The organism is Cellulomonas fimi (assembly GCF_028583725.1).
Lineage (GTDB): Bacteria > Actinomycetota > Actinomycetes > Actinomycetales > Cellulomonadaceae > Cellulomonas > Cellulomonas fimi_B.
Genome location: NZ_CP110680.1, coordinates 861321 through 874588, shown reverse-complemented (window position 1 = coordinate 874588; position 13268 = coordinate 861321). Strand labels below are relative to the sequence as shown.

Sequence of the window (13268 nt, the reverse complement as noted above, 5' to 3'; positions counted from 1 at the left end):
ACGGCCGGGTTCAGCCCATGAGGGTGCAGACCGTGCGGCCGACGACGGACTCCTCCTGCGGGACGCCCGGGTCGCGCGCGAGGAGGACGGCGACGGCGCGGTCGGCGTCGCGGTCGGCGAGGACCTTCGCCTGGAAGCCGACGCCCCAGCCCTGCGTCATGACGCGCGGCCCGTCGACGAACACCCCGAGCCCGACGCCGTCGTCGTGCCGGTCCTCGGTCATCGCGGCGGCGGACGCCGGGTCGAGCAGGACGGACTCGTCGCCGCGCCAGGCGCGCAGCAGGTCGGCGAGCAGGAGCGCGACGTCGGCGGGGCTCGACCACAGGCCTGAGGCGGACGGTCCGGCGTAGTGGACCCGGACGCCGTCCACGCGGGTGCCGTCGCGGTGGTGCCCGGCGCACGCGGTGGCGACCACCCGGGCCAGCGTCTGGGCGCGAGTACCAGCGGCCGTCGGCTCGCCCGCCCAAACGGTCGTCGCGGCGAGGCCCAGCGGCTCGACGACCTCCCGGTGGACGACGTCCGCGAAGGACGACGACGTGACGGTCTCGACGACGCGCTCGACGAGGCAGTAGCCGGCGTCGGTGTAGGAGAACGCGACGCCGGGAGGCGCGGTCACGCGGACGGGACCGGCGTGGTGGGGGGTGCGACCGGCGACGACGTCCGCGGTGGACGGCGCCTCGTCGGGTGCGGGGGTGAACGCGTCGGGGGCGTCGACGACGCCGCCGTGGTGGGACAGGAGCTGCCGGACCGTCGGCCCGGGACCGGGCGGGACGACCTCGACGTCGAGCACGGCGCGCACGTCCGCGTCGAGGTCGAGCAGGCCGGCGCGCGCGAGACGCAGGGCGACGACGGCCGTCACCGTCTTGGCGGTGGAGCAGAGGTGGAACGGCGTCGAGGCGTCGGCCGCACGACCTGTGGACGTGTCGGCGAGACCGTCGACCGTCACCACGGGCGGCGCACCGCCGGGCACGACGACCGTCGCGAGCGCGGGCCGCCGCACCTCCCCCGGCGTACGAGCGGGACGGACGTCGGTGCTGGTCAGCGAGGGTTCCACCGACGCAGCCAACCACCGGCCGCGGGCACCGAGCCGGGCCTTCGGTCCGGGTGGGTGCCGGACCGAAGGCCCCCAATGACCCGCGGCGAGCGAGCCTCAGGACGCCAGCCGCTCCTGCACCGCCGCCGCGACGACCTCGGTCACCTCCGGCACCACGTGGAGGTTGAGCGCCGGCTCGAACAGCTCCGCCTCCAGGAGCACGAGGCCGTGCTCGGCGGAGTCGACGGTGTCGATGCGCGCGTACAGCGGCACGCCCAGACCGGTGGCGTCGCCGACGGCCGCGACGACCTGCTGCGCAAACGCGGCCTCCGCCTCGGTGACGGGCACCTCCTCGGGGTGCTCGACGTACACGCCGCCGATGAGCCCGCCGCCGGGTGCGAGCAGCGCACCCTTGGCGATCGCGTGCGTCAGCCGCCCGCCGATGACGTAGAGGGCCTTCTCGTGCCCGGCCGACAGCTCGGGGACCTCGGGCTGCACCATGACGACGCCGCCGGACGACAGGATCCGCCCGGCGAGGTCGACGGCGCGCGGGTCGTCCGCGCGGAACAGACCGGTGTCGCGCGCGCCCGCGGACACGGCGGGCTTGAGGACGACGTGCGCGTCGGGCGCGAACCCGCGCAGGTCCGCGCGGACCTCGTCGAGCGCGGTGCGGTACGTCGTCGGGACGACCGCGACGCCGCGCTCGGCGAGCTCCGCGAGGTACCGCTTGTCGAGGTTCCACCGCACCAGAGCGGGCGGGTTGAGCACGAGCGTCGCGGTCTCGACGTGCGCGAGCCACGCGAGGAACTCGTCGAGCCGCTCGGGGTAGTCCCACGGGCTGCGCAGCACGATCAGGTCGTGCCCCGCCCAGTCGACGGTCGCGTCGTGCCAGACGACGGGTGCAGCGTCGACGCCGCGGTCGCGCAGCGCGGCGACGAGCGGGCCGGTGTCGTGGTCGATGTCGTCGACGGGGTAGCGGTCGGTGACGACGACACCCACGCGGGGCGGGACGGCGGCGGTCGAGGTGCTCACGCGACGTGACTGTACGTCGCGCGCACGTCGCGCCCGGCGACGCGTCCGGCCGGCACCGCGACGTCGACGGCGCGGCCCACGGGCTCAGTCCTGCTTCGCGGCGCCCCACCCGTGCCAGTGGTCGATCTCGACGAGCACGCTCACGCGCGCGCGGTCGCGCACGGGGTACGGGTTGCCGCCGTAGTGGACCGACAGCCGGTCGATGTCGGCGAGGTCGGTGTCGTCGCGGATCTCGACCACGCGCCCCTGGACGCTCACGTGCGTGTACCAGTTGTCCTCGTCGATCGCGGTGAGCGAGACCTGCGGGTTCGCGCGCAGGTGCTTGAGCCGCGCACGGGAGGCGTCGAGGTTGAGCAGGATCCGTCCGTCGTCCTCGACGAGGTACCAGGTCGCGACGGTGACCGGGTGACCGTCGGGGTGGATCGTGCCCATGACGGCGGGGTTGGGGCGCGCGAGCAGCGCGGCGACGTCGGCGGGCAGCGGGGGCTTCGGCACGGAGGCGTCCTCTCGTCGTGGTGTCGGCCACAGTCTCACCGCGTCGCCGCAGGAGAGCACGCGCGGCGTCCGGTCGTCCCGGGTGGCGGACGTACGCTGGTGGGCATCCCCGGTCGCACCGCGGTCTCGTCGCGGGCCGGTTCCCGGAGAGGTTCCCTCGCGTGACTCGCGTTCCCGCGCCCGCCTCGGCGCGCTCCGACGCCCCCTCGCTCACCGACCCCCGCACCCGGCGCGCGTTCCTGGTCTACGCGGCCGCCGTCACCGCGTACTTCGTCGCCGTCGTGCACCGCACCGCGATGGGCGTCGCGGGCGTGGAGGCCGTCGACCGGTTCTCGCTGTCCGCGACGGCGCTGTCCTCGTTCGTCGTCGCGCAGCTCGTGCTCTACACGGTCATGCAGATCCCGGCCGGGCGCGTCCTCGACCGGTTCGGGCCGCGCGCGGTCATCACCGTCGGGTCGCTCGTGATGGCGGTGGGGCAGCTCCTGCTGGCGCTGGCGGACACGGTCCCGATGGCGCTGCTCGCGCGGGTCCTGCTCGGCGCGGGGGACGCGGGCATCTTCATCAGCGCGATCCGGCTCATCGCCGAGTGGTTCCCGCCGCACCGCGCACCCGTGATGGTGCAGGTCACGGGGCTCATCGGGCAGTCCGGCAACCTCGCGTCGGCGATCCCCGTCGCGTGGTTGCTGCACCACCACGGGTGGACGGCCGCGTTCGGCACGCTCGCCGCGGTCGGCGCGGCCGCGGCCGGCGTGGCGTTCGCGGGCATCCGCAGCCCTCGCCCTCGCGAGGCGCACGCGCACGAGAAGCTCGCCCCCGCGCTGCGCGCGGCTCTCCGGCCGCCCGGCACGCGGCTCGGCTTCTGGAGCCACTTCGCGACGCCGTTCAGCGCGAACGTCGTCGCGCTGCTGTGGGGCGTCCCGTTCTTCGTCACGGCCCAGAACCGGACGGCGGCCGAGGCGAGCGTGCTGCTCACGGCCCTCACCGTCACGGCGATGGTCACCGGGCCGGTCGTCGGGCGGTTCACCGCGCGGCACCCGCTCCGCCGGTCGTGGTCGGTGCTCGCGAGCTGCGCCGTGACCCTCGTCGCCTGGGTGTGGCTGCTGGTCCCGTCGACGCCCCGGCCGATGTGGCAGCTGGTCGTGTTCGTGGTCCTCGTCGGCGCGGGCGGCCCCGTGTCGCTCGTCGGGATGGACTTCGCGCGGACGTTCGCCCCGGCCGCGTCCCTCGGCACCGCGAGCGGGTTCGTCAACACGGGTGGCTTCACGTCCACGATCGCGGGGCTGCTCGGCGTGGGCGTCGTGCTCCAGCTCGTCGAGCCGCACGCCGCGGGGACGTACTCGCTCGACGCCTACCGCGTCGCGTTCACCGTGCTGCTCGTGCCGTGGGTCGTGGGCGTGGTGGGCGTGCTGTCGAGCCGCCGTCGCACGCGTGCGCTCATGGCGGAGGACGGCGTCGTCGTGCCGCCGCTGCGCGAGGCGCTACGCCGGGTCCGCGGCCGCTGACGGCTCACGTCCCGCGTGCGGCCCCGGTCGTGGGACGGGCGGCGGGGACCGGTCGGGTTCCGCCGCGCGGGCGACCGTGCGGTCCCCCGACAGCCACCGCAGCCAGCGCGTCGACGGGTCGGGCTCCAGCACGAGCGCGCGGACGAGGAGCGTGAGCGGGATGCACAGGACCGCCCCGATCGGCCCGATGACGAACGACCAGAACGCGACGGACACGAAGCTCAGCGTGAGCGACAGGTCCACGGCGTCGCTCACGAACTTCGGCTGCACGAGCACCTGCAGGACGACGTTGACCACGCAGTAGACGGCGATCACGGCGAGCATGAGGGGCCACCCGCCCACGACGAGCGCGAGCACCGCGGGCGGGACGAGCCCGAGCACGAACCCCACGTTCGGCACGAAGTTGGTGACGAACGCGAGGATCGCCCACACGACCGGCGCGGGGACCCCGAGCAGCGCGAGCGCGATGCCGTCGAGCACCGCGACGATCGCCCCGAACGTCGCGTTGACGACGTAGTACCGCCGCACGCCTGTCGTGAACCGCGCGATGCGCGCGAGGTCCGGCCCCCGCTCGTCGCCGAACAGCCGCCCCGCGCTCGCGTACCGCGCACCGTCCGCGGCCATGAACAGCACGTACGCGAAGACGACGAACAGCGCGCCGAGCAGCGACAGCGCGGACGACCCGAGCGACGCGACGACGCCGACGAGCCGCGCCGGGTCGACCGCGGCCGACGCCGCGTCGGCGGCCGCACCAGCCAGCCCGAGGTCGGCGAGCCGCTGCGTCGCGTCGTCGACGACCGCGCCGAGCTCGTCGGTGTAGTCGCCGACCATGACGGCGAACCGCGCGACCGCGAACGCGATCAGCCCGGCGATCGTGAGGATGACGAGCCAGCCGACCACCACGACGACGGTGGTCGCGGCCCAGGACGGCCACCCACGCCGCTCGAGCGGGAACCTCAGGGGGTGCACGATCACGACGATCACCGCGCCGAGCGCGAGCGGTCCGAGCAGGTCCCGCGCCGCCCACACGCCCGCCAGGAGGACGACGACCGCGGCCAGCACCACGAGCGTGCGCTGCGCGTGCCCGGCCCTTGTCCCCGCCGTCGCACCCGTTGCGTCCGTCCCCGTCCCGTCGCCCATCCCGACCTCCGTCGTGACGACCACCACCGGCACGCTCACCCTGGCGCGTGGCGGGGGTGTCGTCCAGCCACACGCCGCGCGCCCGTCGTGAGGCCCCGTCCGAGCCGGCGACGTGCCCGGATCACGTGTCGGACCCCGTCGGTACCGTGGACGAACCAGCCCACGACGGAAGGAACGGTCATGGCCGCACCGGTCACGCTCCGCGGGATCTCGACGCTCTCGCTGTGGGCCGACGACGTCCCCGCCGCCGGCGCCTGGTACGCCGACCTCCTCGGCGTGCAGCCGTACTACGCCCGCCCCGAGCCGCCCGCACCGCCGAGCTACCTCGAGTTCCGGCTGGGCGACCACGGCACCGAGCTCGGCATCATCGACCGCCGCTTCGCGCTGCCCGGGCTGCGCACCGGCGAGCCGGGCGGGATCGTCGCGTACTGGGCGGTCGACGACGTCCAGAAGGCGCTCGACGAGTTCCTCGCCGCGGGCGCGACGCCGCTCCAGCCCCTCACCGAGTACGGGGCCGGGTTCGTGACCGCGGCCGTGGTCGACCCGTTCGGCAACGTCGTCGGCCTCATGTACAACCAGCACTACCTCGACGTGGTCGTCACCGGCGACTGACCACCCGGCGGCAGCGCACCCGGCGGCCCGCACGGCGTCGACGGGATCCGCACCTCGTCCTCGCACGGCGAACACGGGCCGAGCGGTCGCGCGGACGGCCGCGTGGCAGGATCGAGCGCATGACGACCGACCAGACGGTGCAGGGCGCCTCCCCGCAGGCGGTCCCGACCGCCCCCGACGCGCCCGCGGCCGAGTCCGCGGCGCCCGCGCAGGAGACCACGCCCGCACCCGTGCACGCGGTGCCGACGACGCCCGACGTGACGAAGAACGCCGGCGACACCGAGCTGTGGGTCGAGCGCACCGGCAAGCGCCAGTACACGGGCCGCTCGTCGCGCGGCGCCGAGGTGCTCATCGGGTCCATCGGCGACGAGGGCCGGTTCACGCCCGGCGAGCTGCTGAAGATCGCGCTCGCCGCGTGCAGCGGCCTGTCGTCCGACGCGGCCCTCGCGCACCGGCTCGGCGACGACGTCGACGTGACGATCAAGGTCAGCGGCATGGCGCACGACACCGAGGACCGCTACCCCGCGTTCGCCGAGGAGCTCGTCGTCGACCTGTCGAGCCTCGACCCGGCCGCCCGCGAGCGCCTGCTCACGGTCGTGCACCGCGCGGTCGACCAGCACTGCACCGTCGGCCGCACCCTGGAGCACGGGGCTGCGGTCACCCTGACGGTGACCGGGGAGCGCTGACGCGATGCCGCGTCTCGTCGAGGCCGCCCTCGCGAAGGCGGTGACGATCCCGTCGTCGACCATCCACGCGCACGTCGACTCGCTGCGCCGTCGCAACCCCGAGGCCACGCCCGAGGAGCTCGTGCGGCTCCTCGAGAAGGAGTACCTGGTCGTCGTCGCAGCCGCCGGTGGCGCCGTGGGTGCGGCCGCCGCGGCTCCGGCCGTCGGCACCGGCCTCGCGATCACCCTGACCGCGAGCGACGTGGCGACGTTCTTCGGCGCGTCGGCGGCGTTCGCGCTGGCCGTGGCGAGCGTCCACGGGATCGACGTGGAGGACGTCGAGCGCCGGCGCGCGCTGCTGCTGGCGACGATCCTCGGCGAGTCGGGCGCGAAGGTGCTGGGTGACGCGGCCGAGTTCACGTCGTCGAACGCCGCGCGCGTGCTGCTCACGCGCATGCCGATGGCGACGGTCCGCAAGGTCAACTCGACGCTCACCCGCAAGATGGTCCGCACGCAGCTCACCCGCCACACGGGTCTCGCGCTCGGGCGGCTCGTGCCCTACGGGATCGGCGCGGTCGTCGGCGTGACGGGTGCCCGCGCGCTCGGCCGGACGGTCGTCCAGGGTGCGCGCGCCGCGTTCGGCCCGCCGCCGCCGCGGTTCCCGGAGACGATCGTCGTGGCCGCGGGCGAGACGCCGAAGCTCATCGTCGCCGACCGCAAGGACGGCGCACCGGTCCTGCCGACGCTGACCGCGGTCCCCGAGCAGCGTGGCGCGGGTCGCCGGCTCCGCGCGCTGTCCGGCCGCCGCACCCCCAAGGTCCCGGACCAGAGCTCGGCGCCGGACGAGTCCTGACGTCCGCCCTGCTCGGCGCCGCCGCGCGCCCGCCGACAGGGTGCGCGGCGGGTGCGGGACCGGGCGGCCCGGTGACGGGACCGGCCGTGCGGCGCTCGTGACGTGCACCGTCACCGCGACGGCCGGCCCGCGGGTCACCAGCGGGCGTGCACGTGCTCCCGGACGCGCTCGTCGTAGATCGCGCGCAGGCGCTCCGACGTGTCCGCTCCCAGCGGCGCGAGGTCCGCGGCGGCCGCGTTCGCGCGCGCCTGGTCGGGCGTGCGGGCGCCGGGGATGACGACGGAGACGCCGCGCTGCTCGACGATCCAGCGCAGGGCGAGCTGCGCGGTGGTCGCGCCCGCGGGCGTGAGCGCGGCGACCTCGCGCGCGGCGGCCACGCCGACGTCGTAGGGCACCCCGGAGAACGTCTCGCCGACGTCGAACGCCTCGCCGTGCCGGTTGAAGCTCCGGTGGTCGTCGGCGGCGAACGTCGTGTGCTCGTCGTACTTGCCGGACAGCAGCCCGGACGCGAGCGGCACGCGCGCGATGATGCCGACCCCGGCGTCGACGGCCGCCGGGAGCACCTCGTCGAGCGGCTTGCGGCGGAAGATGTTGAGGATGATCTGGATCGACGCGACGTTCGGTCGCGCGATCGCGGTGAGCGCCTCCTCGACGGTCTCGACCGAGACGCCGTAGGCCGCGACGCGGCCCTCGTCGACGAGCGTGTCGAGCGCGTCGTAGGTCGACTCGCGCGACAGCACGGCCGTGGGCGGGCAGTGCAGCTGCACGAGGTCGAGCGTGTCGACGCCGAGGTTGGCGCGCGAGCGGTCGGTCCAGCCGCGGAACGCGTCGAGCGTGTAGGCGTCGGCGACGTGCGGGTCGGCGCGGCGGCCCATCTTGGTGGCGACGGTCAGCCCGGACCCGGTCCCGCCGCGGGCGGCGAGGAAGCGGCCCACGAGGCGCTCGGAGCGGCCGTCGCCGTAGACGTCCGCGGTGTCGAGGAAGGTGACGCCCGCGTCGACGGCGGCGTCGAGGATCTCCAGCGCGGTGTCGTCGCCGACGTCGCCCCAGTCCCCTCCCAGCTGCCAGCAGCCGAGGCCGACGACCCCGACGCTCCGACCCGTGCGTCCCAGAACCCGCGTCTCCATGTGGACGACGCTACCCCGACCGCGGCGCCCTCTCGTGCACGGCGGCCCCGCCCGCACCCGCCCGGCACCGGCCCGGCTGCACCGCGGCGACGCCGCGCGCCGGCCCGCCGCGCCGACCCGCGCCGAGCACCGCAGGATGGGGGACGACGGGCGGCGGTCGACCCGCGGAGGGAGACACGATGACGACGACGACGCAGGTCCTCCCCCTGCCGGCCCCGCGCGCGTGGGACCTGGTCGCGGACGCGCGGAACCACGCGCGGTGGGTCCCGCTGACGCGGGTCGACGTCGCGGACGGCTACGTGGTCGCGGTGACGGGTCCGCGGGCGCGCCGGGGCGGCGGCGGGCTCGTCGACCGGATGCGCGTCGACCGGTTCGACCCGCCGCAGGGCGACGCACCGGGCGTCGCGGAGTTCACGAAGGTCGGGCGGGTGCTGCGCGGGACGGCGCGCATCGAGGTCGTGGCGCTGGGGGCGGACAGCGCGCGCGTGTCGTGGACGGAGTCGGTGCACCTGGCCGGTCCGGTGCCGGCGGCGCTGACCCGGGCGGCGGCGGCACCGTTCCTGGCGCTCATGGTGCGGCGCGCGTTGCGGCTGGCGACGTCGGAGGCGCGGCAGGACGAGGCGCACCACCTCTGACGCAACGGATCGACGCCGGATCCGCGAGCGACGCAACAGATCTGCCTCCGACGCGCAATCCGCGGTGTCGGCTTGCGTCACGGGCGGCCCCTAGGCTCGACATGACTGCCGTCCGTTCCCGCCGTCCCCACGAGGAGCACGATGACGACGACCGCCCCCGGTGCCACGCGCCGCCACTACCTGATGTGCGAGCCGCGCTTCTACACCGTCTCGTACGAGATCAACCCCTGGATGGACAAGACGCGGTACACCGACGTCGACCTGGCCGTCCGGCAGTGGCGCACGCTGCGCGACACCTACCTCGACCTGGGCCACCGCGTCGACACCATCGAGCCGATCGACGGCCTGCCGGACATGGTCTACGCGGCGAACGGCGCGACCGTCGTGGACGGCGTCGTCTACTCGGCGCGGTTCCGCTACCCCGAGCGCGGCCCGGAGGGCCCGGCGTACCAGAAGTGGTTCGCCGACCGCGGCTTCGTCACGCACACCGCGGCGCAGGTCAACGAGGGCGAGGGCGACATGCTCGTCGTCGGCGACATGGTCCTCGCGGGCACCGGGTTCCGCACCGACCGGGCCGCGCACGCCGAGGCGCAGGAGCTGTTCGGCCGGCCCGTCGTGTCGCTCGAGCTGGTCGACCCGCACTACTACCACCTCGACACCGCCCTGGCGGTCCTGTCGAGCGACCCGGGCGACCCGCAGATCGCCTACTACCCGCCCGCGTTCTCCGCGGGGTCGCGGTCGGTGCTCCAGCAGCTGTTCCCGGACGCGGTGCTCGCGACCGAGCAGGACGCCGTCGCGCTCGGCCTCAACGCCGTCTCCGACGGGCAGAACGTCGTCGTCGCGCCCGCCGCGACCGACCTCGCCGCCGCGCTGCGCGAGCGCGGGTACACCCCCATCCCGGTCGAGACCACGGAGCTGCTCAAGGGCGGCGGCGGCGCGAAGTGCTGCACGCTCGAGATCCGTCCGGCCGGGGCACCGACGGGAGACTGACGATGACCGCGCTGCAGGACGCCCGGACGTCGACGCTCGCGCGGAACTACGACCCGCTGCCCGTGACCCTCGTCTCCGGCGAGGGCTCCTGGGTGACGGACACCGACGGCCGGCTCTACCTGGACCTGCTGTCGGCGTACTCCGCGCTCAACTTCGGGCACCGGCACCCGGCGCTCGTCGCGGCGGCCCACGCGCAGCTCGACCGGCTCACGCTCACGTCGCGCGCGTTCGACCACGACCTGCTGCACCCGTTCGCCGACCGGCTCGCGGCGCTGGTCGGGCCGCTCCTCGTCGGCACGCCGATGGTGCTGCCGATGAACACGGGCGCCGAGGCCGTCGAGACGGCGATCAAGGCCTCCCGCAAGTGGGGCTACGACGTCAAGGGCGTGCCCGCAGGCCGTGCGCGCATCGTCGTCGTCGACGGCAACTTCCACGGCCGGACGACGACGATCGTGTCGTTCTCGGGCGACCCGGACGCGCGCGACGGCTTCGGTCCGTACACGCCCGGGTTCGTGCGGGTCCCGTACGGCGACGCGGCGGCGCTGGAGGCCGAGCTCGACGAGGACACCGTCGCGGTCCTGCTGGAGCCCGTGCAGGGCGAGCAGGGCGTCGTCGTGCCGCCGCCGGACTACCTGCCGGCCGTGCGCGCGGCGTGCACCGCGGCCGACGTCCTGCTCGTCGTCGACGAGATCCAGAGCGGACTCGGCCGCACCGGGACGACGCTCGCGAGCGAGCTGTGGGGCGTCCGGCCGGACCTCGTCACGCTCGGCAAGGCGCTCGGCGGCGGCATCGTCCCGGTGTCCGCCGTCGTGGGCCGCGACGACGTCCTGGGCGTCCTCACCGCGGGCACGCACGGGTCGACGTTCGGCGGCAACCCGCTGGCCTGCGCGGTGGGCCTCGCCGTGGTCGACCTGCTCGCGACCGGCGAGCCGCAGGCGCGGGCGCGGGAGCTCGGCACCCACATGGGCGGGCGCCTCGACGCCCTGGTCGACGCGGGGCGGCTCGCCGCCGTGCGACGCGTCGGGCTGTGGGCCGGGATGGACGTCGCCCCCGGACGCCCGGGCGGTCCCGCGACCGGCCGCGAGCTGTGCAGCCGCCTGCTGGAGCGCGGCGTGCTCGCGAAGGACACGCACGGGCGCACCATCCGCATCGCACCGCCGCTCACGATGTCGCCCGCCGACCTCGACACGGCGCTCGACCGCCTCGCCGACGCGCTGCCCTGACGGCCGTCGGGCCGGCGCGAGGCCCCGCACCACGCACGGTGCGCGGCCCGGCGCCGCGCCATCCGTCCGGACTGCCCTTCCCTCCGGACGCGACAGGGCCCGGAAGACGTGTCGCCCGGGCCCTGTCGTCGGCCCGCGCAGCGGCGGGCCGGCGTGGGTCAGCTGAAGCGGACAGCCCCGAAGAGCCACCCGGCGCTCGTGGCGGCGCCGACCGACATGCTGGAGACGTCGGTGCGCAGCATCTGCGCGTTGTGCCCGGGCGACCGCGACCACGCGGCCACGAGCGACGACGCGCTGCCGTTGCTCACGCACCCGACGATGTTGTCGCCGCCCGAGTGCCAGATCCCGCCCGTCGCGGCCATGTTCAGCGCGTGCGACGTGAGGCTGCCGGACCGCGAGATCGACAGTGCGCCGAGTCCGGCCGACGCACGGTAGGCGTTGATGGCCTGACCCACCGCACCGGCGCTCGCCTCGGCCGCCGCCCCGCCGGAGCCCTGGCAGACCTTGCCGCCCGCGGGCACGCCGCCGGTCGGCGCGGGCGCCGCGGTACCGCCGGACGACTGCGTCGTGGTCGTGGTCGTGCGCGTGGAGCGCGGCTTGACCATGGTCTTCGTGGACGCCCGCGCCGCGGCCTGCCGCGCCGCCTCGGCCGCCGCGGCCTGCTCGGCGGCGATGCGGGCCTGCTCGGCGGCCACCCACGCGGCCTGCGCGTCGACGACGGCCTTCTCCAGGCCGGGCACGCCGCCGGTCGCGGTGCGCAGCGCGGTGATGCTGACGTTCGGCCCGGCGATCGCGGTGCTCACGGTGCCCGCCGCGGTGTACAGCTGGCCCCGCGGGCCGTCGCCGGCCTGCGGGGAGGCGACGAGCGTCGCGAGCGCGTGCTCGACGACCTGCTGGGCGGACGTCGCCGCCGCGGTCCGGGCGGAGGTGTAGACGGCGGTGGCGGCCTGCGCGTCGAGCGCGTCGCGGACCCCGGCGTCCGTCGTCGCCGCGGGCAGCACGGCGGAGATCCGCAGACGGGCCTCGGCGACCTGCTCCTCGCGCAGCGCGGCGGACCGCTGGGCGGCCACCCCGGTCGTCGTGCCCGCGAGGACGAGTGCGAGACCGCCCGCCACGACGTACCAGGTGCGACGGCTGCGACCGCCGTGCGGGCGGGGCCCGCCCGCGCGGGTGCGCTGCGTCGGGATCGTGCCGGCGGGCGCCGCGGTGCGGGCACCGTCCACCGGCGCGACGGTCTGCGTCACGCTGTCCTTCGAGTCCACGTCCATTCGTCTCCCCCCGAATGACGACCCCTCCACCGGTCGGCGGTGGCGGGGCTCGACTATCCCTTCGGCACGCGCATGGTCGGTCTTGAGCGATCCGTTCCCTTTCGTTCGATCTCCGCCAGGGTGTCGGGTGCGCCCCGATGTCGCCACCCGAACGCGGACACGCGCCCAGGACGGACCGGGGCCGCCCCACGTCCGGGAAGATGGACCTCGTGCGAGACGACTCCGGCACCGACGCCCTCGACGCCGCGATCCTGCGGGTCCTCGCCCAGGACGCGCGCGCGACGTTCGCGCAGGTCGGGCAGCAGGTGTCGCTGTCGGCACCCGCGGTGAAGCGACGGGTGGACCGGCTGCGCGCGGCGGGCGTCATCCGCGGGTTCACCGTGCGGCTCGACCCCGCCGCGATGGGCTGGCACACCGAGGCGTTCGTCGAGCTGTTCTGCCAGGGCTCCACGAGCCCCGCGACGATGCGCGACGCGGTCGAGCAGTACCCCGAGGTGGTCGCGGCGAGCACCGTCACGGGCGACGTGGACCTCGTCGTGCAGGTGCGCGCGCGGGACATGCGGCACCTGGAGCGGGTCGTGGAGCGCCTGGCGGCGGAGCCGTTCGTGTCCCGGACCCGGTCGACCGTCGTCCTGTCGGCGCTCGTGCGCCGGCCCGACGTGCCCGCGGACCCGGCCGCGGACGACTGAGCCG

At 75.5% G+C, this 13268-nt stretch carries 14 protein-coding genes; 8 read left to right on the top strand and 6 right to left on the bottom strand.

Annotation, left to right across the window (positions count from 1 at the left end; translation table 11 throughout):
- Positions 1 to 10: 10 nt before the first annotated feature.
- The 3 genes from OOT42_RS03975 to OOT42_RS03965 form a co-directional block, all read right to left on the bottom strand.
- The gene (locus tag OOT42_RS03975) at positions 11 to 1054 is read right to left on the bottom strand and encodes a serine hydrolase domain-containing protein (protein ID WP_273653657.1); all 1044 of its coding nucleotides are present in this window, start codon (positions 1052 to 1054) and stop codon (positions 11 to 13) included.
- Between the two features lie 96 nt (positions 1055 to 1150).
- Positions 1151 to 2065, bottom strand: coding sequence for an ATP-grasp domain-containing protein (locus tag OOT42_RS03970; protein ID WP_273653656.1), 915 nt, complete (start codon positions 2063 to 2065; stop codon positions 1151 to 1153).
- 84 nt (positions 2066 to 2149) lie between these two features.
- A complete protein-coding gene (locus tag OOT42_RS03965; RefSeq protein ID WP_273653655.1) occupies positions 2150 to 2560 on the bottom strand; it encodes a PPOX class F420-dependent oxidoreductase in 411 nt (136 codons plus the stop codon).
- Positions 2561 to 2721: 161 nt separating this feature from the next.
- Between OOT42_RS03965 and OOT42_RS03960 the strand changes: the two genes are divergently transcribed.
- Positions 2722 to 4062, top strand: coding sequence for an MFS transporter (locus OOT42_RS03960; RefSeq protein ID WP_273653654.1), 1341 nt, complete (start codon positions 2722 to 2724; stop codon positions 4060 to 4062).
- Here the strand turns inward: OOT42_RS03960 and OOT42_RS03955 are convergent.
- Positions 4039 to 5226, bottom strand: coding sequence for an AI-2E family transporter (locus OOT42_RS03955; RefSeq protein ID WP_273653653.1), 1188 nt, complete (start codon positions 5224 to 5226; stop codon positions 4039 to 4041). The genes OOT42_RS03960 and OOT42_RS03955 overlap by 24 nt on opposite strands.
- A 156-nt stretch (positions 5227 to 5382) precedes the next feature.
- Between OOT42_RS03955 and OOT42_RS03950 the strand changes: the two genes are divergently transcribed.
- The 3 genes from OOT42_RS03950 to OOT42_RS03940 all read left to right on the top strand — a co-directional run bounded on the left by OOT42_RS03950 (position 5383) and on the right by OOT42_RS03940 (position 7332).
- A complete protein-coding gene (locus OOT42_RS03950) occupies positions 5383 to 5814 on the top strand; it encodes a VOC family protein (RefSeq protein WP_273653652.1) in 432 nt (143 codons plus the stop codon).
- A gap of 119 nt (positions 5815 to 5933) precedes the next feature.
- On the top strand, positions 5934 to 6500 hold the full coding sequence (locus OOT42_RS03945) for an OsmC family protein (protein ID WP_273653651.1): 567 nt from the start codon (positions 5934 to 5936) through the stop codon (positions 6498 to 6500).
- A 4-nt stretch (positions 6501 to 6504) separates the two neighbouring features.
- Complete coding sequence (locus tag OOT42_RS03940) at positions 6505 to 7332, top strand: hypothetical protein (protein ID WP_273653650.1); 828 nt, start codon at positions 6505 to 6507, stop codon at positions 7330 to 7332.
- A gap of 134 nt (positions 7333 to 7466) precedes the next feature.
- On the opposite strand, the gene OOT42_RS03935 is transcribed toward OOT42_RS03940, so the two are convergent.
- Positions 7467 to 8459 carry an aldo/keto reductase gene (locus tag OOT42_RS03935; RefSeq protein WP_273653649.1) on the bottom strand — a complete coding sequence of 331 codons (993 nt, stop codon included), beginning with the start codon at positions 8457 to 8459 and terminating at the stop codon, positions 7467 to 7469.
- Positions 8460 to 8638: 179 nt separating this feature from the next.
- Between OOT42_RS03935 and OOT42_RS03930 the strand changes: the two genes are divergently transcribed.
- The 3 genes from OOT42_RS03930 to rocD all read left to right on the top strand — a co-directional run bounded on the left by OOT42_RS03930 (position 8639) and on the right by rocD (position 11307).
- Positions 8639 to 9094: an SRPBCC family protein gene (locus OOT42_RS03930; protein WP_273653648.1), complete on the top strand. Its 456-nt coding sequence runs from the start codon at positions 8639 to 8641 to the stop codon at positions 9092 to 9094.
- A gap of 141 nt (positions 9095 to 9235) precedes the next feature.
- The gene (ddaH, locus tag OOT42_RS03925) at positions 9236 to 10084 is read left to right on the top strand and encodes a dimethylargininase (RefSeq protein ID WP_273653647.1); all 849 of its coding nucleotides are present in this window, start codon (positions 9236 to 9238) and stop codon (positions 10082 to 10084) included.
- A 2-nt stretch (positions 10085 to 10086) separates the two neighbouring features.
- Positions 10087 to 11307: an ornithine--oxo-acid transaminase gene (gene rocD / locus OOT42_RS03920; protein WP_273653646.1), complete on the top strand. Its 1221-nt coding sequence runs from the start codon at positions 10087 to 10089 to the stop codon at positions 11305 to 11307.
- 158 nt (positions 11308 to 11465) lie between these two features.
- Here rocD and OOT42_RS03915 read toward each other — a convergent pair whose 3' ends face one another.
- Positions 11466 to 12551, bottom strand: a complete 1086-nt coding sequence (locus OOT42_RS03915; protein ID WP_273653645.1) for a CAP domain-containing protein — start codon at positions 12549 to 12551, stop codon at positions 11466 to 11468.
- 224 nt (positions 12552 to 12775) lie between these two features.
- Here OOT42_RS03915 and OOT42_RS03910 point away from each other — a divergent pair, with 224 nt between their 5' ends.
- Positions 12776 to 13264, top strand: coding sequence for an Lrp/AsnC family transcriptional regulator (locus tag OOT42_RS03910; protein WP_162352962.1), 489 nt, complete (start codon positions 12776 to 12778; stop codon positions 13262 to 13264).
- Positions 13265 to 13268: the final 4 nt, after the last annotated feature.